Origin of the sequence: Variovorax ureilyticus, assembly GCF_037889935.1 — a bacterium.
GTDB lineage: Bacteria > Pseudomonadota > Gammaproteobacteria > Burkholderiales > Burkholderiaceae_C > Variovorax > Variovorax ureilyticus.
On sequence record NZ_JBBKZU010000004.1, the window covers coordinates 212,135 to 232,347 of the forward strand.

The following is a 20,213-nucleotide window of genomic DNA, read 5'->3' on the forward strand; positions in this document are numbered from 1 at the left end:
CTGCGGTTTCCTCGTGAAACCCGGGATGGCCCATGTACGTTCTCGCTTCCAGAAGAATCCTTGCTGCCGCCGGCACATTGCTCGGCCTGCTGGCGGCAACAGGCGCCGATGCGCAGGGCACGGTCAACGCGCTGTGCAGCACCGACGCCAGCTGGTGCGAGGCCGCGGCCGCCGAGTTCACGCGCGCCACCGGCATCCGCGTGCTGCAGGCCCACAAGGGCACCGGCGAGATCGGCGCGCAGCTTCGCGCCGAAGCGGCCAACCCCAAGACCGACATCTGGTGGGGCGGCACCGGCGACCCCTTCCTGCAGGCGGCCGAACAGGGCCTGCTCGATCCCTACCGGCCGGCCTACATCAATGACCTCTACGACTGGTCGGTGCGCCAGTACGCGATGTCGCAGAACATGGTCGGCGGCTTCTACACGAGCGCGATGGGCTTCGGCTTCAACACCGACGTGCTCAAGAAGAAGAAGCTGCCCGAGCCCCGCTGCTGGGCCGACCTCATCAAGCCCGAATACAAGGGCGAAGTCGAGATGTCGCACCCCGCGACCAGCGGCACCGGCTACACGATCGTGGCCGGCCTCGTGCAGCTCATGGGCGAGGAGCAGGCCTTCGACTACCTCAAGAAGCTGCACCGCAACACCACCGCCTATACCCGCAGCGGCCAGGCGCAGGCGCCCAACGTCGCCAAGGGCGAGGTCGCCATCGGCATCAGCTTCATCTTCGGCTTCGACCGCTGGCGCTACGACAAGTACCCGGTCAAGTCCGTCGCACCCTGCGAAGGCACCGGCTACGAGATCGGCGGCATCGCGCTGGTGAAGGGCGCGCGCAACAAGGCCAACGCGATCCGCTACTACGACTGGCTGATGAGCCCGGCCGGGCAGTCGATCGGCGCGAAGGCCGGCAGCCTGCAATCGCCGGCCAACAAGACTTTCAAGCCGGACCCGCGCATTCCGTCGATGAGCGACGTGCGGCTCATCAAGTACGACTTCGAGAAGTACGGCAGCGCGGCCGAGCGCAAGCGGCTGATCGACCGCTGGACGCGGGAAGTGGAATCGCAGCCGAGGTAGGGGCTTCGCGCCCCGAAGCCGCGGGGCGTGTAAGTTTTTGCAACACTTCCTGCCGGCGCCCCGCTGCGATCGTGAATCCGGTCGCGGTTGGTTGCGCCGAGAGCGTCCAGTAAAGTTCTCACTTCGCCACCGGCGATGTGTTCACTCCCGACTGACAACGTGTCATGACCATTTCCAAGACCAAACTCCCCTTCCAGGCCGAAGTCGCACAACTGCTGCACCTCGTCACGCATTCGCTCTACTCGAACAAGGAAATCTTTCTCCGCGAGCTGATCTCGAACGCGTCGGATGCGTGCGACAAGCTGCGCTTCGAAGCCATCGACCAGCCGGCGCTCTACGAGGACCAACCCAACCTCGAAGTGCGCGTGTCCTTCGACCCCGCTGCCAAGACCATCACCATCGCCGACAACGGCATCGGCCTCAGCCAGCAGGAAGCCATCGACAACCTCGGCACGATCGCCAAGAGCGGCACGCGCGAGTTCATGAGCAAGCTCTCGGGCGACCAGAAGGCCGATGCGCAGCTCATCGGCCAGTTCGGCGTGGGCTTCTATTCGGGCTTCATCGTGGCCGACAGGATCACCGTGGAATCGCGCCGCGCGGGCCTGCCGGCGGCAGAAGGCGTGCGCTGGGTGAGCGCTGGCGCCGGGGACTTCGAAGTCGATACCATCGATCGCCCGCAGCGCGGCACCAGCGTCACGCTGCACCTGCGCGACGACGCGAACGAATACCTGAACGCGTGGAAGCTCAAGTCGGTGATCGGCAAGTACTCCGACCACATCTCGCTGCCCATCCTCATGGAGAAAGAGGAATGGAAGGAGGGCGAGGACAGCAAGGGCGGCTCGATGGTCAAGACCGGCGAGTGGGAAACCGTCAACCAGGCGAACGCACTCTGGAGCCGCGCGAAGAAGGACATCACCGAAGAGCAGTATGTCGAGTTCTACAAGAACATCAGCCACGACTACGACGCGCCGCTCGCATGGAGCCACAACCGCGTCGAAGGCAACACCGAGTACACGCAGCTGCTCTACATCCCGGCCAAGGCGCCGATGGACCTCTGGAACCGCGACAAACACGCGGGCGTGAAGCTCTACGTCAAGCGTGTCTTCATCATGGACGACGCCGAATCGCTGCTCCCGAGCTACCTGCGCTTCGTCAAGGGCGTGATCGATTCGGCCGACCTGCCGCTCAACGTGAGCCGCGAGCTGCTGCAGGAAAGCCGCGACGTGAAGGCGATCCGCGAAGGCAGCACCAAGCGCGTGCTCGGCATGCTGGAAGACCTCGCGAAGAAACAGAAGACCGGCAGCGAAAGCGGCGAAGGCAAGATCGACGTGGGTTCGGGTGAATCCGTGCCCTCGCCCGAGCCGACCGAGGGGGTGACCGATGTTGTCGACAAGAACGCGCAGCCCACGCCCGCCGCCGAAGCCGCCGCGGAGTTCGGGGACGAATCGGGCAAGTACGCGAAGTTCTACGCCGAGTTCGGCGCGGTGCTCAAGGAAGGCCTGGGCGAGGACTTCGTCAACCGCGACCGCATCGCGAAGCTGCTGCGCTTTGCATCGACCACCAGCGACACCGTGAGCGTGAGCCTGGCCGACTACAAGTCGCGCATGAAGGAAGGCCAGGACGCCATCTACTACATCACCGCCGACTCGCTGGCGGCCGCCAAGAACAGCCCGCAGCTCGAAATCTTCAGGAAGAAGGGCATCGAGGTGCTGCTGATGACGGACCGTGTCGACGAATGGGCGCTCAACTATCTCACCGAGTTCGACGGCACGCAGTTGCAGAGCGTGGCCAAGGGCGCGGTCGACCTGGGCAAGCTGCAGGACGAGGCCGAGAAGAAGGCGGCCGAGGAAGCCGCCGAATCCTTCAGGCCGGTGCTGGAGCGCCTCAAGGAAGCGCTCAAGGACAAGGCCGAGGACGTGCGCGTGACCACGCGTCTCGTCGATTCACCGGCCTGCCTGGTGGTGCAGGACGGCGGCATGAGTACGCAGCTCGCGCGCATGCTCAAGCAGGCGGGCCAGCCGGCGCCCGAAGTGAAGCCGGTGCTGGAAGTCAACGCCGAGCACCCGCTCGTGAAGAAGCTGGAAAGCTCGGCGCACTTCGACGATCTGGCGAACATCCTGTTCGATCAGGCACTGCTCGCCGAAGGCGGCTTGCCGGCCGATCCGGCGGCCTATGTGAAGCGAGTGAACGCACTGCTGGCCTGAGGCGGTGCGGCATGCCGGCCGGCGCCGAAAGCGTTCGGTCGGCTCTCCTGAGGAGGCGATATGGATGCCTTGTCAGAGGTCCTGAAGGTCCTGCAATTCAACAGCGCGATCTTCTTCAAGGCCCGGTTCACCGCGCCGTGGTGCCTGGCCTCCCCGGAGGCCGACACGGTGGCCAGACAGGTCAACGCCGGGTCCGAGCGCCTGCTCTTCTATCACCTGTTCGTGGACGGCTCGTGCACCGTGACGCTGGACGGCTTGCCGCCGCTTCACCTGCAGGCCGGCGACATCATTCTTCTTCCCCACGGCGATGCGCACACGATGGCGTCGTCCATATCGAACGGGCCCATGCCGATGCTCGACGTGCACGGCCTGTTGCGCGAAAGGCCCGAGGAACTGCAGCTCGGCGGCGGGGGCGCGCCCACGCGAATCATCTGCGGCTACCTGTCGTGCGATCCGGTGCTGTGCGAGCCGATTCTCGCGACGCTGCCGCGGGTGCTGACGGTCAGCCTGAGGCGGAACGAAAGCACCGACTGGGTGGAGCGTTCCTTTGTCTATGCGGTGGCGGAGGCGGCGGCCACGGAGCCCGGCGGCGAAGGCGTGCTGGCCAAGCTGTCCGAAGTGCTGGTGGTCGAGACACTGCGCCGCTACATCTCCCAGATGCAGGAGGGCCACACCGGCTGGTTCGCCGGCTTGCGCGATCGTGTGGTCAGCAGAAGCCTCGCCCTCATGCACGAGAAGCCGGCGCATCCGTGGACGCTCGAAAGCCTGGCCCATGACGTCGGAACCTCGCGATCGGTTCTCGCCGAGAAGTTCACCCACTACGTGGGGCAGCCTCCGATCCAGTACCTCGTCAAGTGGCGCATGGCGCTCGCGTCGAACCTGCTGCGGCGCAGTGCCCTGAGCATGATGCACATCGCGCTGGAGGTCGGCTATGAAACCGACACTGCCTTCAGCCGTGCGTTCAAGCGCGAGTTCGGCATGCCTCCGGCCTCCTGGCGTCGTGAACACGGGCTCAGGAGTCAGCACGACCTCAGCGATGCAACACGATCAGCGCGATCACCCCGAAAAAGCACGCGAACTGGACGAAGAACAACGCAAAGCGCACCGACACGACACGATCCGTCTGCTCGAAGCAGACATGGACCAGCGACTGGGGGATCCGCGCCGCCAGGATGAGCACGCACAGTGCGTCCACCGCGGGCTCGGAGATCGAGAAGGCGCGCAACGCATAGACCAGCACCGCGAACACCGGCAGGTTCTCGAGGCAGTTGGCATGGGCGCGCATCGCGCGCCGGTACCAGTCCTGCCCTTCGACACGGTCGGCCGGGAACTCGCTCATACCGGCCCGGCCCAGGAAGACCCGGCTCAACCTGTAGGCGCCCACCGTGGTGAGCAGAAGAAGCAGGGTCCAGGCCGCGAAACCCAGCAGCATCAGTTCCGGCAGCATGTCGTCCTCCTTTCGGGACCCTGGCGAAAGTTGCGGTGCGCTAGTGGCGAGTCATGCCGGACGTCGGCGCGGGCATCGCATGGAGCAGCGGCTGCAATGCGTCCGTCACCCGGGCGGCCTGGCTGTCGTCCAGCACGCCGAACAGGATCTTCTGAAAGCGCGGCGCCGTCACGCCCGACACGATGTACTGCCAGCGATAGGCCTTCAGGATCCCCTCCGCGATGGCCGCGCGCTGCGCATCGTCGTAGCGCGTGCCCGCGATCGATGCGAAGTAGCTCGCATCGGCGCTTGCCTGCGCGGTGAGGATGCCGTCCACCGCCACGACCAGGTCGATCAGGTCGCCGACGGCGGCATCGCGCTCGGCGGCGGTGAGGTGCGCGTCCTCGCGCAGGAACTCCAGCTCGTCCAGCATCGCGTGCTGCGACTCTTCCTTCCAGTGGGCCAGGAAGACGTCCTTCCACAGCGCGCAGAGGTCATCCTCCGGTTCGATGCTCGCGCGATAGTGGGCCTGCGTGAAGAGCTCGATGTCCAGCGTCAGCGCGAGCACCGACCAGGTGCTTTTGCTGAGCACGGCCGCGGCGACCGCGTCGGGGTCGGCGGTGGCCATGTACCCCGCCGGCATGTCCTCGGCCATCATCGATTCCATGCGCCGGAACAGTTGCTGGTGCTTCAGTTCCTCGTCGGTCATGCGGACCAGCGCTTCGAGGGCGGTCTGGTCGCCCAGTGCGTGCTGCCGGCTCACCTCGAGCATCTTGGCGCCGATGAAGCGTTCCACGAGGCCGAAGATGTAGGCATAACTCCGGCCCTGCACCTGGCTGAGCAGGCGGCGATCGCCGGGCGCCATGAAATCCAGCTCGTCGACCAGCGACAGGCCGGCCGGCAGGAAGGTCTTCTCGAGATCGAATCGCCGGTTGCGGATGACGTCCTTGTCGATGTCCCAGCGGACGCGCCTGGAGTTCTCGATGACCTTGGCGTACTGGCTTGCAGAAGGAGCGCTTTGCATGATGGCCTCTTTCAATGTCGTTGAAGGAGACTCGATGATCCAAGCGGGGTGCCCGTCACGTCGGGCCAGGCGTCTGCAAAACTTACCCGATCATCCGGACGCGGGCTATGGTGGGATCACGACGGTCGTCCGTTCAGCCACACGGTCCCGATGCCGCCCAGCCCGATGAGGCAAATGCCGGCGACCGCCCAGATGTCCGGCGCGTGGGCGAACAGCAGCCAACCGATCGCCGTCGCGAAGACGATCTGCGCGTAGGCGAAGGGCATCAGCACCGACAGCGGTGCCACCCTCACGGCGCCCGCCATGCAGACATGGCCCGCGGTGGCGAACGTGCCCATCAAGAGCAACAGGGCCCACTGCTTGCCGCTCGCGAGTCGAAGCGTCGGCGCGAGATCGAGCGGAAGTGCCCACAGCACCGCGCCGAGCACCGATGTCACGAGCAGCGCCGACAGAAAGTTCGTGACGACCAGATCGTCCGCGCTGGCGATGCGGCGCGTCACCAGTTGGAACGCCGCGTAGCAGAGCGCGCTGGAGATGGGCAGCAGCGCACTCCAGCCCAGGGCGCCTGCGCCCGTCGGCCTCACGACCGCCAGCATGCCGGCGACGCCGAGCGCGACCATCGCCCATCGCGCGGGCGAGACGGACTCCTTGAGCACGAGCGCGCTCAGCACGGTGGTCGCCACGGGGGCGAGCAGCATCAGCGCTGTGAACTCGGCCAGCGGAAGAGCTTGAACACCGTAGAAGGAAGCCGCCGAGTTGCACAGCAGCAAGGCGCCGCGAAGGCACTGCAGCGCGGGAACCCGGCTGCGGATCTTCATGGGGCCGCCCCGCAGCAAATGCCATCCGGCCATCGTGGCGGTCTGGAACATGTAGCGCACCCACAGCAGCACCAGCACGGGAATCGATCCGCCGAGGTATTTGATCGTCGCATCGCTGCCGGCGAACATGCACGTGGTCAGGAGGACGAGCCCGATGCCGGTGCTCAGGTCCGGGGCTGGGGGCGCCTTGTTCGCGGGGGACATTCCAGGAGAGGTGAGGTGGTCGCAGGCAGCGCATCGCGATCACGTCGGCACCTGGCCGCACATTATCTCCGCCTGAAGCAGGGTCCTCGGAAAGGACGCAGTACTTGATGGGCGTCAAACATCGGCGATGCGGACTGACTATGCTGGACATCGCGCCGGGGCACGGCGAAGGAGTGTGCGCGATGGAACATCCGCTCGACAGTCAATCCTTTCTGGAGGCGCCCGCGGTGCGCCGCGTCAGCGTGCTGCGGCCCTTCGCCTGGCTGTGGATGGGGGCGCGGGATCTGGGGTTCCGTCCCGCCGCGAGCTTCGGCATCGGTGCGGTGGTGGCGGTCATCGGGCTGATCCTGATGACTGTGACCTGGCACGCCACTTATCTCGCGCCGGCGCTGCTCGGCGGATTCCTGCTCGTGGCTCCGTTCATCGCGATGCCTCTGTATGCGCTGTCGCGCCAGCGGGCGCAGTCCGCCGCGCCTGACACCCCACAGGCCTTTCGCGCGTGGCGCGGCAACGCCGATTCGATTGCGCTGTTCGGTCTGATGCTCGCGCTGGCGTACCTGGCCTGGGAGCGCTTGGCGGCGATCGTCTTCGCATTGCTCTTCACCGAGCAGGTGCAGCAGGTGCCGAACCTGCCGCCGGCGCTGCTCCTGTCGGGCCAGCCGGCCAGCCTGGTGCTTGCCTTCTTCGCGGTGGGCGCTACGGTGGCCGCGCTCGTCTTCGCGCTCGGGGTCGTGAGCGTGCCGTCGCTGATGGACCGCCCCCTGGACGTGATCACCGCGGCGCTCACCAGCCTGCGCTGCTGCGGCCGCAATCCGGTCGCCATGCTGCTGTGGGCGGCGTTGATCGCAACCCTGACGACCTTGGGCTTCGCGACGTTCATGCTCGGGCTCGTCGTGATCTTCCCTTGGCTCGCACACGCGAGTTGGCACGCCTACCGCGAGATGGTTGACACCTGAGCCCGTGGGCAGCGGGCTCGACGCCTTACTCGTCGAGGAACCGATCGCCCTTCGTCAGCGGCGCATGCCGGTAGGTCGCCGGCGTGCGGCTGAGCTTGACCGGCGAGCCGATGCCGCGGTAACCGCCTTCGAGTTCCACCACCATGCCGCGATGCGCCGTGTGCGGATGCGTGAGTGCCGCATCCACCGGCAGCACCGGCGCGGCGGGAACGCCGGCGGCCATCAGCGTGTCGACCAGCGTGCGTCCGTCGAAGCCGGCCAGCGCGGCTTCGAGCTGCTGCTTGAGCCCGTCGCGGTTCACCGATCGTTGGCCGGCCGTGGCGTAGCGCGGGTCTTCCGACAGCGCCTGCTGCCCGATGCACGCGCAGAAGCTCGCGAACTGCCGGTCGTTGCCGACCGCGACGAAGATCGGATCGGTGCGCGTCTTGAGCGCGTCGTAGGGATAGATGTTCGGATGCGCATTGCCGGTGCGCTTCGGCTCGGTCCCGTCCATGAACCAGTTCGCCGCATGCGGGTGCAGCAGTGAAAGGCCGCTGTCGTACAGCGCCGCTTCCACGAACTGGCCGCGACCGCTGCGCTGGCGTTCGTTGAGCGCGAGCAGCACGCCGATCACCGCGTTGAGGCCGGTCACCATGTCCACCACCGGCAGGCCCACGCGCAGCGGGCCACCGTCCGCTTCCCCGTTGATGCTCATGATGCCGGTCATCGCCTGAACCGCCGCGTCGTAGCCGGGCAGCGCACCGAGCGGGCCATCCGCTCCGAAGCCCGAGACGCGGCACCAGACGAGGCGCGGGAAGCGCTTCGACAAGGTTTCGTAGCCGATGCCCCAGCGCTCCATCGTGCCGGTCTTGAAGTTCTCGATCAGCACGTCGGCTTCGGCGACCAGGGCCAGCAGCACCTCGCGCCCCTCGGGCGTGCCGAGGTCCAGGTGCTGGATGCGCTTGTTGCGGTTGAGCCCGTGGTAGTAGGAGGCCACGCCGTCGCGGAAGGGCGGCCCCCAGGTACGGGTGTCGTCGCCTTGCGGCGGCTCGACCTTGAGCACGTCGGCGCCGTGATCGCCGAGGATCTGCCCGCAGTACGGGCCGCCGAGGATGCGCGAGATGTCGAGCACGCGGACGCCCGCGAGGGCGCCGGTGGAGGGGGCGTTGATGGTCATGGGGTCTGCTCCTTGGCCGGCTTCAGTCGAGCTGTGCGCCCGATTGCTTGACCACCGTTGCCCACATGCTCATCTGCGCGGGGATGAACCTGGCAAGCGCCTCCGGCGAGGTCGACGGTGCCGGTTCGAGGCCCTGGCTCGCGAACTGCTGCTTCACCTTCGGCGTTGCGAGCACCTTCGCGAAGGCTTCGTTGAGCTTCTTCACGCGATCCGTCGGGGTGCCGGCAGGCGCGACGATGCCGAAGAACACACTCACGTCGTAGCCCTTCAGGCCCTGCTCGGCGAGCGTGGGCACGTCGGGCAGCGCCTGCGAACGTTCGGCGGTGGTGACGCCCAGCGCGCGCAGCTTGCCGGCCTTGAGGTAGGGCATCGCGGTCAGCACGTCGGTGAAGCTCATGCTCACCTGGCCACCGAGCAGGTCGTTCAGCGCCGGGCCGGTGCCCTTGTACGGAATATGCTGCAGGTCCACGCCGGCCATCGAGTTGAACAGCACGCCCGCCAGGTGCGACGACGCGCCGTTGCCCGACGAGGCGTAGCTCAGCTTGCCCGGATGGCTCTTGGCGTAGGCGATCAGTTCCTGGACGTTCTTGGCCGGCACGGACGGATTCACGACCAGGATGTTCGGCAGGTGGCCGACCTGGATCACCGGCGCGAAGCTCTTGACCGGGTCATAGTTGATCTTGCGGTAGAGGCTCGAATTGATCGCGAGCGGCCCCGAGGTGCCGAACAGCAGCACATACCCGTCGGCCGGCGCGCGCGCGACGAACTCGCTGCCGATGTTGCCGCCGGCGCCGCCGCGGTTCTCCACGATCATGGTCTGGCCGATGTGCTCCTTGATCTCGGCGGCGAGCGTGCGCGCCATCGCGTCGGTGGGGCCGCCCGGCGGGAAGGGGACGACCAGCATCAGTGGCTTGTCGGGGAAGCTCTCGGCGTGAGCCGCCGGCACCATGGGCAGCGCCGAGGCGCAGGCAACGAGAAGGGGTGCGAGGAATCTTTTCATCTATGTCTCCGTGTCGTGATCGTGAAAGGCGCGGTTCAGGCAGTCGCGAGCGCGGGTGCCGCCTTGGCGGACCAGTCGGCCGGCACTGCGTCGGGCGTGAGCGGATCGCGCGGCAGCACGCGGTGCAGCAATACGAGCTGCGCCCACTCGACGCGCTGAGGGGAACCGGTGCGCGAGCCTTCCCAGGCCATCGCGATCGCACTGCAGGTGTGATAGAGGGCGGACGCCGCCTGGCGCGCGATCACGTCGCCGCCTTCCTGCATGGCGGTCGCGGCCAGTGCGGCTGCGCGCGCCAGTGCATCGCGAAGGGCGTCTGCAAAGGCCGGGGCGACCGTGGCTTCGTCCAGCAGCTTGCCGAAGTGCGCCTGCAGCGCGGTCAGCGAATCCTCGCGCTTGATCGCGCGCAGCACGTCGAGCGCGACGATGTTGCTCGTGCCTTCCCAGATCGAGCCCAGGTGCGCGTCGCGCACGAGCCGCGGATCGGACCATTCCTCGATGTAGCCGCAGCCGCCGCGCACTTCCATCGCATCGCCGGTGACCTTGCGCGCGTCGCGGCAGGCGCGAAACTTGATGAGCGGCGTGAGGATGCGCAGCAGCGAATAGGCGCTCTTGTCGCCGCCGTCCGAGCGCGCGAGCGCCAGCGCCGTCTGGAACACCATCGTGCGCGCCTGCTCGGCCGGCAGGCGCAGCTTGGTGAGCTGGCGCTGCATCAGCGGCATGTCGGCCAGGCGCTTGCCGAAGGCGCGGCGTTCGCTCGCGATGTATTCGGCTTCGGCGACTGCGCGGCGCATCAGGCCCGCGGCGCGCACGCCGTTCGACAGGCGTGAGTTGTTGACCATGTCGGCCATCTGCTGGAAGCCGCGCCCCGCCTCGCCGACCAGATAGGCCACCGCGCCTTCGAGGCGGATCTCGCCGCTCGCCATCGAGCGCGTGCCCAGCTTGTCCTTGAGGCGGACGATGCGGTAGTGATTGGCGCTGCCGTCATCGAGCTGACGCGGGAGCAGGAAGAGCGACACGCCCTTCATGCCGGCGGCCGCGCCATCCGCGCGCGCCAGCACCATCGCGAAGTCGGCGTCGGGGTTGGAGCAGAACCACTTGTCGCCGGAAAGGCGCCACTGGCCCGCTTCGTCCTGCCACGCACGGGTGACCGTGGCGGCGATGTCGGAACCGGCAGCCTGTTCGGTCATGAACATCGCGCCCTGCGCGAGCGTGTCGAAGTCCAGCGAGGTGAGCCGGCCGATGAAGCGCTCGACCAGTTCGGGGCTGCCGAACTTCTTGAGCGTGCGGGTGAGCGAATCGGTCATCGAGACCGGGCAGCACAGGCCGAACTCGGCCTGCACGAAGAGATAGGTCAGCACGTACTTGACCAGCGGTGGCATCCTGCCTTTCCAGCCCAGCGTCTCTTCGCGGTGCGAGATCGCCGCGAGGCCGAATTCGCTCAGCGCGAGGCGTTCCATCTCGACGTAGGCCGGATGCTTGACGACCTTCTGCTCGTCGATGCCGGTGCGGGTGCGCAGCTTGAGCGTCGGCGGGTTGCGGTCGGCCGTCTGCGCCAGATCGTCGAGCGGGCCGCCGGCCAGCGCGCCGAGCCGCTCGAAATGCGGCTGCATGTGTCGCGCCAAGTCCGCCGGCAGATACAGCGCGATGAGCTGGTGCAGCTCGGTGTCGCTCGTGAAGAGGTTCTGCCCGTGGCGGTCGGGCACGGGGTGGGTGGCGTTCGCTCCGGCTGGGCCGGTCATCGCTGTGGTGCTGGACATGGCTCGTCTCCTTGGTGGGCGGATGTTCGAGCGTGCGACGATTCTTGTCCAATATCGAATAGGTCTTGATTGATCCGGTTTGCCTATCGTGGGAGACTGCGCCGCATGGAACTGCGACACCTGCGCTACTTCGTCGTGCTGGCCGAGGAACTGCATTTCGGCCGCGCCGCGCGCCGGCTCTCGATCTCGCAGCCCCCGCTGAGCGTCGCCATCCGGCAGTTGGAGGAATCGGTCGGCGCGCGCCTGTTCGATCGCAACAGCAAGGAAGTGCGCCTGACGCCGGCGGGCCATGCGCTGCTGGCTTCGGCCCGCGCGCTGTTGCGGCAGGCCGAGGAGGCGGCGCTCGAGGCACGCGACGTGTCGCAAGGGTCGGCGGGACGCCTGCGCATCGGCTTCGTGGGGGCGATGCTCTATCGCGGGCTGCCCCAGGCGCTGCGCAAGTTCCAGGCGAAGCACCCGGCGGTGCGCGTCACGTTGTCCGAGCTCAATTCGGGCGAACAGATCGCCGAACTGCTGCATGACCGTCTGGACTTCGGCTTCGTCCACACGAGCCGGATGCCGGCGGAACTGCGGCACGTGCTGCTGATGTCGGAGTCGTTCGTCGTGTGCCTGCCCGTGGGGCATCGCCTGGCGCGGCGGCGCACCGTGCCCGCAGCGAGCCTGCGCGACGAGCCGTTCGTGCTCTTCTCACGCAACGTGTCGCCGGACTACCACGAGCGGATCCTGGCCATCTGCGCGGATGCCGGCTTCCGGCCGGAGGTGCGTCATGAAGTGCGCCACTGGCTGTCCGTGGTGTCGCTGGTGTCCCAGGGCATGGGGGTTGCCCTGGTGCCGAACGCGATGCGCCATTCGGCGCTGCGCGGCGTGGCCTTCCGGCCGCTGGAGGAGCCGGTTGCGCAGTCCGAGTCCTATGGCGTGTGGCGCGACGGGCCCGAGAACGCCGTGGTCCAGGCCTTCCTGCGTACGGTGCAGGCGGGGCGTGCCGGTTGAATCTCTTCGGGCGTCAAGATGCACCGCCGCCATCGCCTCGCACTGTGCCGGATAGGCCGAGGGAAGCGTCGACTTTTCTCGGTCGGCGAGAAGCGGGCATGCACGGTCCGGCAACGCCGCAAATGAACCAGCCAGCATCGGACCTGATTCAGGCAGCCACGCTTGCTGCAGTCTTGGTCGAGCAGAAGGACGAGTTCATGGTCGAGAGGGCGCTCGATTCGTGACGACGGCAGAACCCGGCCATGGCACTGGTGCGCTTTATGTTCGCGGTCACCGCCACGCTCATCGAGTGAACGTGTTCTTCACTCGCTTCGCGGCCTGGAAGTACCACGTCCAAAGACCGGCTTCCAACAACAGAATCGAATTCAATGACGGCAGCTTGTCGTGACTGTCGAAGATTGGTGCGATCAGGTGATGCAAGTGCTGTGCGAGCTGATCCTCGAGGACATACAGCGTGCAGGCGAAAGCCATGTGTGCGACATACAGCTTTGGCGCCCGCTTGCTCTTTGCGAAGAAGGTCCACCCGACACAGATTGAAAAGGCGACTCCGATCAAGTAGTGGATGAGCCGCAGCGTGCACAGCGGCTCGATCAGCGCGAGCGCGCGCCGGTCGGCGCTCAGAGGGTGTTGCCCGATGAACGTCGCCGTGCAGGCGGAGTTGGGCGAGCGATGGGGCGGCGTCCGTCGTCAGGCCGGTCGCCCCGCGCGGTGGCCGCGATCATGACGAAGGCCTCGTTCCGCAGGCAACTTCCCATTCGCGCTGCACATCGAGCGACGGCCGCGCGGCGAACGGCTTCCGGGTGCCGACCGCGTGAATGCGAGCGAGAAAGCGGCCGATCAGCCTGCCGCCGTCGCCCGCCTTGTCGCCACCGGCGACCATCGCGGCTCAACGCCGCGCGGGCTCGAGAAGGAACGCGGCGAAGAAGTCGCTCAGTTCATTGCGCGCGGACAGCGGCAGCACGTGCGCGACGTACTGGTCGGGCCGCACCACCACGATCGCGCCGGCGCTGGAGATCCCGCGGGCGCTGAAGATGTCGTCGCGCGGGTCGATCGCCCACACCTTTTCCCAATCCTGCAGTCCCAGCGGCCCCGAGCAGGGACGCAGGATCGCGGGCACCGTGCCGATGTCGACGTCGTGGTGGCCGCTGCGGAAGATGCCGTGCACGTCGACGATCGCGTCGAGGTCCGCGCCCGCAGGGGCGAATCGCAGCGCCGGCGAAGCGGGCGATTCGCTGAGCCAGCGCGCGAAGTCGCGCAGGCCTTCGCCGGTGTCGCCGAAGGCGTAGAGACGCCAGCGCCCATCGGCGGCGTGGACGTGGCCGAGATGCAGCCGCCTGCCGTCGGCGACGCGGATCACGGGCGACGAGTGGAAGCGCGTGCCGATCTCGAAGCCCGTCGCCAGATGCTGGTAGGTGTCGTTCCCGGTCAGCAGCGACGGCTTGTACCTCGTCGCCTGGCCGGCAACGTAGCGCAGCTGCCGCCCGTACTCCGCCTTCATCTGCTCGGAAGTCACGCCGCCGCGTTCGGGATGTGCCGGATCGACCGTGGGCTGCGCGATGAAGGCCGACCAGTGCCGGTCGAAATCGATCAGGTCCTGAGCGACCGACTGCCGCTCGGCCGAGTAGCTGTGCAGCAGCGACGCCGGCGATCGGCCTTCGAGCACCGCGGCGAGCTTCCAGCCCAGGTTGAAGGTGTCCTGGATCGACACGTTCATGCCCTGACCGGCCTTCGCCGAGTGCGTGTGGCAGGCGTCGCCGGCGATGAACACGCGCGGCAGGCGACCGCTGGCATCGCCGACGGGCACGTCATCGAACCGGTCCGTCACCCGCTGCCCCACCTCATACACCGACGACCACGCGACCGACTTCACGTCGACGGAGTACGGGTGCAGGATCCCGTTGGCGATCGCCGTCATCTGCTCCACCGTGGTCTTGCGGATATCCGAATCGCCCGCGGGCACCTCGCCGAGATCGACATACAGACGCACCATGGTGCCGCCTTCGCGCGGAATCATCAGCAGGCTGCCCTTGCCCGCGGACTGGATCACGTTCTTGGTGCGCCAGTCGGGAAAGTCGGTGTTCGCGAGCACGTCCATCACGCCCCATGCGTGGTTGGCGGCATCGCCGTGCAGTTCCCGCCCGATCGCGCGGCGCACATTGCTGCGTGCGCCGTCGCAGCCGACGACGTACTTGGCGCGCACCGTGAACTCCTTGCCCTCGTCGGCGCCGCTCACGTGCCGCAGCGTGACTGTCACGGGGTGCTCGCCTTCGCCGACCTCGAGGGCGACGCACTCGATGCCGTAGTTGGTGGTGAGCCGGCTCGGCGACTTGGCCATGTAGTCCTGCAGGTACTCCTGCATGCGCGCCTGGTTCACGATGACGTGCGGGAACTCGCTCAAGCCCTCGGGGGCGTCCGGCACCCATCCGGTGCGAACGATCTTCGAGCGGTCCTGCTCTGAAGGACCCCAGAACCGCACCTCGTTGATCCAGAACGCCTCGCGCATCAGCGCATCGGCGAGCCCGAAGGTCTGGAAGGTCTCGACCGTGCGGGACGCGACGCCATCGGCATGGCCCACCTCCAGCGGCCCTGCGCGGCGCTCCACGATGCGGGTCTCGATGTCCGGAAACACCGACAACTGGGCGCCGAGCACCGTGCCTGCGGGGCCCGTGCCGACGATCAGCACATCGACCTCGGCGGGAAGCTCCGCCGTGCGGGCGAGCGCCCGAGGGGCGGCGGGGCGGATATCCGGATCGCCGGGGCGGTATCCATCGCGATAGAACTGCATGCGTCTGCTCCGATTGAAGTGTGAGGGGAAAACTGAGGTTGATGCACTGATTATCAGTGTGCTGATGATTAGTGTAGGGATAGAATGCGTTTTGATCAATCAAGGGTTAACCCTGATCCCTCACCCCATGACCCCGACCGATTCAGCGGACATCGACCTCCAGGACCTTCCCGGCCACTTCATTCGCCGGCTGCAACAGATCGCCGTCGCGGTGTTCCTGCAGGAAACCGAGCCTTTCGGCGTGACGCCGGTGCAGTACGCCAGCCTCCGCGCGGTGCAACGCACGCCCGGAGTGGACCAGCGCTCGCTCGCGCGCTCGATCGGGCTCGACACCTCGACGATGGCGGGTGTGATCGACCGGCTGGAGTCGCGCGGCCTGATGGTGCGCAGCGCTTCGCCGGACGACCGGCGGGTCCGGCTGCTGAGCCTCACGGATGAAGGACAGGCCCTGCTCGGCCAAGTCGCGCCGGCCGTGCTGCGGGCCCAGAAGCGCATGCTCGAGCCGCTGCCCCGGAAGGATCAGCAGGCTTTCATGCGCATGCTGCGCGAGATCGTCGAGGCCAACAACGACCTGAGTCGCGCCCCGAGCCAGGCGGACGCGGCGGCTTGAGCGCCGCAGGTCAGGCGTAGAGGGGATCTTCCGACATCGCCTCGCACTGGTCCTGCAGCATCTGGATCTGCCCTTTCCAGTAGTCGCTGCTGCCGAACCATGGGAAGTTGATCGGGAAGATCGGGTCTTCCCAGCGCCGCGCGAGCCATGCGCTGTAGTGGATGAGCCGCAGCGTGCGCAGCGGCTCGATCAGCGCCAGTTCGCGCCGGTCGAAGTCGCGGAACTGCTCGTAGCCGTCGAGCAGCCCGCTCAATTGCCCCGTGCGCTGCGCGCGATCACCGGACAGCAGCATCCACAGGTCCTGCACCGCGAAGCCGGTGCGCGCGTCGTCGAGGTCGACGAAGTGCGGGCCGCCCTCGGGCCGGTCGGTGGGCGTCCAAAGGATGTTGCCCGGGTGCACGTCGCCATGAAGGCGCAGCTTCGCCAGTGCCGGATCGGCGTCGCCGGCCCCTTCGCCGAGCGCCGTGGCTGCGATCATCCCGAAGGCTTCGTTGCACGCCGCTTCCCATTCGCGCTGCACGTCGAGCGGCACCATGTGATGCCCGATGAGCCAGTCGCGCGACGCGATGCCGAAGGTCTGCAGGTCGAGCGCCGGGCGTGCGACGAAAGGCTTCTGCGCGCCCACCGCGTGAATGCGCGCGAGGAAGCGTCCGACCCATTCGAGCACCTCGAAGTCGTCCAGCTCCGGCGCGCGCCCGCCGCGATAGGGGCTGACGCTGAAGGCGAAGCCGCCGTGATGGTGCAGCGTGCGCCCGTCGATCGCCATCGGGGGAACGGCCGGCACTTCGGCCGCCGCGAGTTCGATCGAGAAGCCGTGTTCTTCCAGAATCTCCGCTTCGCTCCAGCGGCCCGGCCGGTAGAACTTGACGACCACCGGCACGCGGTCCTCCAGGTACACCTGATAGACGCGGTTCTCGTAGGAATTGAGCGCAGTGAGCCGGCCGTCGCCGTGCAGGCCAAGCGCGGCCAGCGCGTCGAGCACCACGTCCGGCGTGAGGCTTTCGTAGGGATGGGCGTTGGCGGGTGCCGCAGACTGGGTCATGCGGCGATTGTCGCTAGCTTGTGGCGGGCTGCCTCGAAAGCGACACGATGTGTCCGACTCGCGGGTCGCCCTTGCCGGCCAGCACTTCGGCATAGACGGCTTGCGCCGCGACGTCGCCTTCGTGATGCGTCACGCGCAGCCATGGCGTCTTCGCGTCCATGACCCGGCCGGTGAAGGCCCGCCAGGCCTGCCCCAGCCGCTGGCCGAAGGAATCTTCGCCCCATTCGCCGACCCGCTTCTTGATCTGCGCCGGCGCGAAGAAGAAGGTCGCGCGCGGGCCGGGAAGCGCCTTGGCGCTGCCGCTCGGCGCGAGTTGCTCGACGTGCGTGCCTCCGATCACCGCGCTGTGCCTGAGCTGCGAGAAGCGCGTATGGATCGCCTGGCGCAACTCGCCGTTGCCCGCGAAATCCACGTAGATGCAGGGCGTGTCGGCGGGAATCTGGTCGAGTTCCGCGTAGGCGAGCACGCGGTGGTAGCAGCCCAGGCTCGTGCAGAAGTCCTTGTTGGCGGCCGAAGTGAGTCCTACGACCTGGATACCTTCGCGCTGCGCAAGCTGGAACGCGGTGCCGTACGCGGTCTTGCTCGATGCGCTCGACAGCAGCACCGCGCCGGGCCGTGCGCCGAAGAAACCGTTGTCATCGAGAAAATCATCGATCAGCCACGACGTGATGAAGAGCGGCCGCAGCAACGACTGCACGTCTTCGGTGTCGGCGGTGTAGAGCGGGTCGGACTTGCAGCGGAAGTACTGGTTGTAGACCGCCGGCAGCGCCGCCCGGTGCTCCGAGCCTTCGGAGAGCAGGCCGGGCGAGAGGCGTCTGGGCGTCAGCACGGCGCCCGAGGCCATCGGGAAGTAGCCGTACAGCCGCTCGCCGACCGCGACGCCGGGGTGCAGCGATGCGACCACCGTCGCGAAACCCCATACGGGAATGACCCCCCAGCCTTCTTCGCCGCTCGGGAAGAACTGCCAGTAGCTCATCGAGTCGCCGAACGCCGCGTAGGTGATGTTGTTGGAGGTGAGGGCGAAGCTGTCGATGCGCACGCGGACCTGCCCATCGGCGAGACGCTGGTCCTCGGCGGCGTGCAGGCGCGTGGAAGAGAGGTCGTCCTTGCGGACCAGGAAATGGGTCGTGCTCACGAGGTTCTCCTGTTGCCTTGGGCGGGGAGCACCTTAGCGCAGTGCCGGGTCGGTTGCATGAAAAAAGCCCGCCGGGCCGTCGCGTAGGCGACGCCCCTGGCGGGCTCTGGCGAAGCGCCGGCGCGGATCAGTTGATCGCGAGTTCGACTTCGACGTTGCCGCGCGTGGCGTTGGAATACGGGCACACCTGGTGCGCGGTTTCGACCAGCAGTTTCTTCTGCGCATCGTCGAGGCCCGGCAGCGTGATCGCGAGCTTGACCGCGATGCCGTAGGCCGCGCCGCCGTCGATCGGGCCGAGCGACACGCTGGCGTCGACCGCCACGTCTTCCGGCACCTTGACACTGATCTTGGGCGACACCGCCTTCATCGCGCCGATGAAGCAGGCCGAGTAGCCGACCGCGAAGAGCTGTTCCGGGTTGGTGCCGGCCTTGCCGGAGCCGGGCGGGTTGAGCTTGACGTCGAGCGCACTGTCGCTGCTCTTGCCGGCGCCGCCGTCGCGGCCGCCGGTGGTGTGGGCTTGCGCGGTGTAGAGGACCTTGTCGAGTTTCTTGACCATGATGCTTCCTTCAGGTTGGTGGGTGGAGCGGAAAAAACGGGGGGCTACGCCGCCTTGATGCGGTCGCGCAATTGCTGCACCTGCTGCGTGAGCGATGCGATCTCGTCGAGCGAGCATTGCGAGGCCGCCAGGAGGCAGGCGGGAACGCTGGCGGCGCGCGACTTGAGCTTGCGGCCTGCGGCGGTGAGGTTGACGTGCACGCGGCGCTCGTCCGCCACGTCCCGAATTCGGGCCACGAGGCCGTTGGCTTCGAGCCGCTTCAGAAGCGGGGTCAGCGTGCCGGAATCGAGGGAGAGCTTTTCGCCGAGCTCCGACACCATGAGGCCGTCGCGCTCCCAAAGCACCAGCATCACGAGGTATTGCGGGTAGGTGAGATTGAGCTTCTCGAGCAGCGGCTTGTACAGCTTGGTCATCGCCAGCGAGGCGGAATAGACCGCGAAGCACAACTGGTTGTCCAGGCGCAGCATCTCGTCGGCGGAGGGGAGAGCGGATGGCGAAGAGCGCATGGGCTGAATTGTAGTCAGCAATTTAATTGCGTGCAATGTAATTTGTAGCCGGATGTTCGGGAAGCTCGCTGAGGCGCAGCCCGAAGGCCGCACCGGATCAACGACCGCTGAAGCGCGCCGGACGCCGTTCGACGAACGACCGCACGCCCTCGGCCGCGTCCTCGCTGTTCGCGAGATGCTGTTGCACGGGGATGAAATCCTCGACCGCGGCAAGAGGCCCTTCCTCGATGGCCTTCATCACGTTGAGTCGCGTCGCGACCACCGCGAGCGGGGCCTGCGCCGCGATGCGTTGCGCGATGCGCAGGGCTTCGTCGAGTTCCTTGCCTGCCGGGACGACTCTCTGCACGAAGTTGAGGCGAAATGCCTCGGCGGTGTCGAACTCGTCGGCCGTCAGCAGATGCAGCATCGCGTTGCCGAGCCCCGCGCGCTCGGCCATGCGCAGCGTCGCGCCGCCGGTGGCCATGATGCCGCGCTGCACTTCCATCTGCGAGAAGCGGCAGTTGTCCGCGGCCACCACGATGTCGGCGCCGAGCATCAGCTCGATGCCCACCGTGAAGCAGATGCCCTTGACGGCCACCACCATCGGCTTGGTGCGCCTGCGGTAGCCCGGCAGGCCGAAGTCGTGCGGCTCGACCAGCCCTTGCGGCACGGCCTTCTCGCCGCGCTTCATGAACTCGGCGACCGCCGGCAGGTCCAGTCCCGCCGTGAAGTGGTCGCCGAAGGCGTGCAGCACGCCCACCCTCAGCGATGGATCGTCGTCGAGCTGCGTGTAGGCCTCCGCGAGCTGGCGGAACATCGGCGGCGTCCAGCCGTTGCGCTTGGCGGGGCGGTTGATGCCGATCAAGAGCACATGGTCGAGCACCTGCGTGTCGATGCAGCCTTCGGGCGGCGGCGAGGTTGGCGTGGCGGTCATTCGCTTGTCTCCAGGTTCTTCAAAAGGTGTGCAGCTCCATGCCAGGGATACCGCGGAACCG

At 67.1% G+C, this 20,213-nt stretch carries 18 protein-coding genes and 1 pseudogene; 6 read left to right on the top strand and 13 right to left on the bottom strand.

Annotated elements, in window-relative coordinates:
* Positions 1-32: 32 nt before the first annotated feature.
* The 3 genes and pseudogenes from WKW77_RS11235 to WKW77_RS11245 form a co-directional block, all read left to right on the top strand.
* A complete protein-coding gene (locus tag WKW77_RS11235; protein WP_340356915.1) occupies positions 33-1,070 on the top strand; it encodes an ABC transporter substrate-binding protein in 1,038 nt (345 codons plus the stop codon).
* A gap of 164 nt (positions 1,071-1,234) precedes the next feature.
* The gene (gene htpG / locus WKW77_RS11240; protein WP_340356916.1) at positions 1,235-3,274 is read left to right on the top strand and encodes a molecular chaperone HtpG; all 2,040 of its coding nucleotides are present in this window, start codon (positions 1,235-1,237) and stop codon (positions 3,272-3,274) included.
* A 60-nt stretch (positions 3,275-3,334) separates the two neighbouring features.
* Positions 3,335-4,264, top strand: a pseudogene (locus WKW77_RS11245) (AraC family transcriptional regulator); the annotation flags it as partial.
* Positions 4,265-4,304: 40 nt separating this feature from the next.
* Here WKW77_RS11245 and WKW77_RS11250 read toward each other — a convergent pair.
* The 3 genes from WKW77_RS11250 to WKW77_RS11260 all read right to left on the bottom strand — a co-directional run bounded on the left by WKW77_RS11250 (position 4,305) and on the right by WKW77_RS11260 (position 6,746).
* Positions 4,305-4,721, bottom strand: coding sequence for an MAPEG family protein (locus WKW77_RS11250; protein ID WP_340356917.1), 417 nt, complete (start codon positions 4,719-4,721; stop codon positions 4,305-4,307).
* Between the two features lie 40 nt (positions 4,722-4,761).
* Positions 4,762-5,724: a hypothetical protein gene (locus tag WKW77_RS11255; protein WP_340356918.1), complete on the bottom strand. Its 963-nt coding sequence runs from the start codon at positions 5,722-5,724 to the stop codon at positions 4,762-4,764.
* A 116-nt stretch (positions 5,725-5,840) separates the two neighbouring features.
* Positions 5,841-6,746, bottom strand: coding sequence for a DMT family transporter (locus WKW77_RS11260; protein ID WP_340356919.1), 906 nt, complete (start codon positions 6,744-6,746; stop codon positions 5,841-5,843).
* A gap of 182 nt (positions 6,747-6,928) precedes the next feature.
* On the opposite strand from WKW77_RS11260, the gene WKW77_RS11265 reads away from it, so the two are divergent.
* Positions 6,929-7,702, top strand: a complete 774-nt coding sequence (locus tag WKW77_RS11265) for a DUF2189 domain-containing protein (RefSeq protein ID WP_340356920.1) — start codon at positions 6,929-6,931, stop codon at positions 7,700-7,702.
* Positions 7,703-7,727: 25 nt separating this feature from the next.
* Here the strand turns inward: WKW77_RS11265 and WKW77_RS11270 are convergent, their stop codons facing one another.
* Genes WKW77_RS11270 through WKW77_RS11280 form a run of 3 tightly spaced genes read right to left on the bottom strand, consistent with a single transcriptional unit; the run spans position 7,728 to position 11,615 of the window.
* Positions 7,728-8,858 carry a CaiB/BaiF CoA transferase family protein gene (locus tag WKW77_RS11270; protein WP_340356921.1) on the bottom strand — a complete coding sequence of 377 codons (1,131 nt, stop codon included), beginning with the start codon at positions 8,856-8,858 and terminating at the stop codon, positions 7,728-7,730.
* Positions 8,859-8,880: 22 nt separating this feature from the next.
* Positions 8,881-9,858 (bottom strand): Bug family tripartite tricarboxylate transporter substrate binding protein, encoded by a 978-nt coding sequence (locus WKW77_RS11275; RefSeq protein ID WP_340356922.1) that lies wholly within the window; start codon positions 9,856-9,858, stop codon positions 8,881-8,883.
* 35 nt (positions 9,859-9,893) lie between these two features.
* Positions 9,894-11,615 carry an acyl-CoA dehydrogenase family protein gene (locus WKW77_RS11280; RefSeq protein ID WP_340356923.1) on the bottom strand — a complete coding sequence of 574 codons (1,722 nt, stop codon included), beginning with the start codon at positions 11,613-11,615 and terminating at the stop codon, positions 9,894-9,896.
* 105 nt (positions 11,616-11,720) lie between these two features.
* Between WKW77_RS11280 and WKW77_RS11285 the strand changes: the two genes are divergently transcribed.
* Positions 11,721-12,605, top strand: a complete 885-nt coding sequence (locus tag WKW77_RS11285) for a LysR family transcriptional regulator (RefSeq protein ID WP_340356924.1) — start codon at positions 11,721-11,723, stop codon at positions 12,603-12,605.
* Positions 12,606-12,887: 282 nt separating this feature from the next.
* On the opposite strand, the gene WKW77_RS34990 is transcribed toward WKW77_RS11285, so the two are convergent.
* Both WKW77_RS34990 and WKW77_RS11290 read right to left on the bottom strand, forming a co-directional pair.
* Positions 12,888-13,160 carry a DUF2569 family protein gene (locus WKW77_RS34990; RefSeq protein WP_422823174.1) on the bottom strand — a complete coding sequence of 91 codons (273 nt, stop codon included), beginning with the start codon at positions 13,158-13,160 and terminating at the stop codon, positions 12,888-12,890.
* Positions 13,161-13,491: 331 nt separating this feature from the next.
* Positions 13,492-15,390 (bottom strand): FAD-dependent monooxygenase, encoded by a 1,899-nt coding sequence (locus WKW77_RS11290; protein WP_340356925.1) that lies wholly within the window; start codon positions 15,388-15,390, stop codon positions 13,492-13,494.
* A 127-nt stretch (positions 15,391-15,517) separates the two neighbouring features.
* Here WKW77_RS11290 and WKW77_RS11295 point away from each other — a divergent pair, with 127 nt between their 5' ends.
* Positions 15,518-16,000 carry a MarR family winged helix-turn-helix transcriptional regulator gene (locus WKW77_RS11295; protein ID WP_340356926.1) on the top strand — a complete coding sequence of 161 codons (483 nt, stop codon included), beginning with the start codon at positions 15,518-15,520 and terminating at the stop codon, positions 15,998-16,000.
* Between the two features lie 10 nt (positions 16,001-16,010).
* On the opposite strand, the gene WKW77_RS11300 is transcribed toward WKW77_RS11295, so the two are convergent.
* The 5 genes from WKW77_RS11300 to WKW77_RS11320 all read right to left on the bottom strand — a co-directional run bounded on the left by WKW77_RS11300 (position 16,011) and on the right by WKW77_RS11320 (position 20,152).
* On the bottom strand, positions 16,011-17,042 hold the full coding sequence (locus WKW77_RS11300; protein ID WP_340356927.1) for a serine/threonine protein kinase: 1,032 nt from the start codon (positions 17,040-17,042) through the stop codon (positions 16,011-16,013).
* Between the two features lie 13 nt (positions 17,043-17,055).
* Positions 17,056-18,177, bottom strand: coding sequence for a DUF2855 family protein (locus WKW77_RS11305; RefSeq protein ID WP_340356928.1), 1,122 nt, complete (start codon positions 18,175-18,177; stop codon positions 17,056-17,058).
* Between the two features lie 127 nt (positions 18,178-18,304).
* Complete coding sequence (locus tag WKW77_RS11310; protein WP_340356929.1) at positions 18,305-18,733, bottom strand: organic hydroperoxide resistance protein; 429 nt, start codon at positions 18,731-18,733, stop codon at positions 18,305-18,307.
* Positions 18,734-18,777: 44 nt separating this feature from the next.
* Positions 18,778-19,239, bottom strand: a complete 462-nt coding sequence (locus WKW77_RS11315; protein ID WP_340356930.1) for a MarR family winged helix-turn-helix transcriptional regulator — start codon at positions 19,237-19,239, stop codon at positions 18,778-18,780.
* 97 nt (positions 19,240-19,336) lie between these two features.
* Positions 19,337-20,152, bottom strand: a complete 816-nt coding sequence (locus WKW77_RS11320) for a crotonase/enoyl-CoA hydratase family protein (protein WP_340356931.1) — start codon at positions 20,150-20,152, stop codon at positions 19,337-19,339.
* Positions 20,153-20,213 lie beyond the last annotated feature (61 nt).

Excerpts from the sequence above, each read along its gene's own strand:
- WKW77_RS11235 (WP_340356915.1), top strand. The coding sequence starts at position 33 with ATGTACGTTCTCGCTTCCAGAAGAATCCTTGCTGCCGCCGGCACATTG.
- htpG (WP_340356916.1), top strand. The coding sequence starts at position 1,235 with ATGACCATTTCCAAGACCAAACTCCCCTTCCAGGCCGAAGTCGCACAA.
- WKW77_RS11250 (WP_340356917.1), bottom strand. The coding sequence starts at position 4,721 with ATGCTGCCGGAACTGATGCTGCTGGGTTTCGCGGCCTGGACCCTGCTT.
- WKW77_RS11255 (WP_340356918.1), bottom strand. The coding sequence starts at position 5,724 with ATGCAAAGCGCTCCTTCTGCAAGCCAGTACGCCAAGGTCATCGAGAAC.
- WKW77_RS11260 (WP_340356919.1), bottom strand. The coding sequence starts at position 6,746 with ATGTCCCCCGCGAACAAGGCGCCCCCAGCCCCGGACCTGAGCACCGGC.
- WKW77_RS11265 (WP_340356920.1), top strand. The coding sequence starts at position 6,929 with ATGGAACATCCGCTCGACAGTCAATCCTTTCTGGAGGCGCCCGCGGTG.
- WKW77_RS11270 (WP_340356921.1), bottom strand. The coding sequence starts at position 8,858 with ATGACCATCAACGCCCCCTCCACCGGCGCCCTCGCGGGCGTCCGCGTG.
- WKW77_RS11275 (WP_340356922.1), bottom strand. The coding sequence starts at position 9,858 with ATGAAAAGATTCCTCGCACCCCTTCTCGTTGCCTGCGCCTCGGCGCTG.
- WKW77_RS11280 (WP_340356923.1), bottom strand. The coding sequence starts at position 11,615 with ATGTCCAGCACCACAGCGATGACCGGCCCAGCCGGAGCGAACGCCACC.
- WKW77_RS11285 (WP_340356924.1), top strand. The coding sequence starts at position 11,721 with ATGGAACTGCGACACCTGCGCTACTTCGTCGTGCTGGCCGAGGAACTG.
- WKW77_RS11290 (WP_340356925.1), bottom strand. The coding sequence starts at position 15,390 with ATGCAGTTCTATCGCGATGGATACCGCCCCGGCGATCCGGATATCCGC.
- WKW77_RS11295 (WP_340356926.1), top strand. The coding sequence starts at position 15,518 with ATGACCCCGACCGATTCAGCGGACATCGACCTCCAGGACCTTCCCGGC.
- WKW77_RS11300 (WP_340356927.1), bottom strand. The coding sequence starts at position 17,042 with ATGACCCAGTCTGCGGCACCCGCCAACGCCCATCCCTACGAAAGCCTC.
- WKW77_RS11310 (WP_340356929.1), bottom strand. The coding sequence starts at position 18,733 with ATGGTCAAGAAACTCGACAAGGTCCTCTACACCGCGCAAGCCCACACC.
- WKW77_RS11315 (WP_340356930.1), bottom strand. The coding sequence starts at position 19,239 with ATGCGCTCTTCGCCATCCGCTCTCCCCTCCGCCGACGAGATGCTGCGC.
- WKW77_RS11320 (WP_340356931.1), bottom strand. The coding sequence starts at position 20,152 with ATGACCGCCACGCCAACCTCGCCGCCGCCCGAAGGCTGCATCGACACG.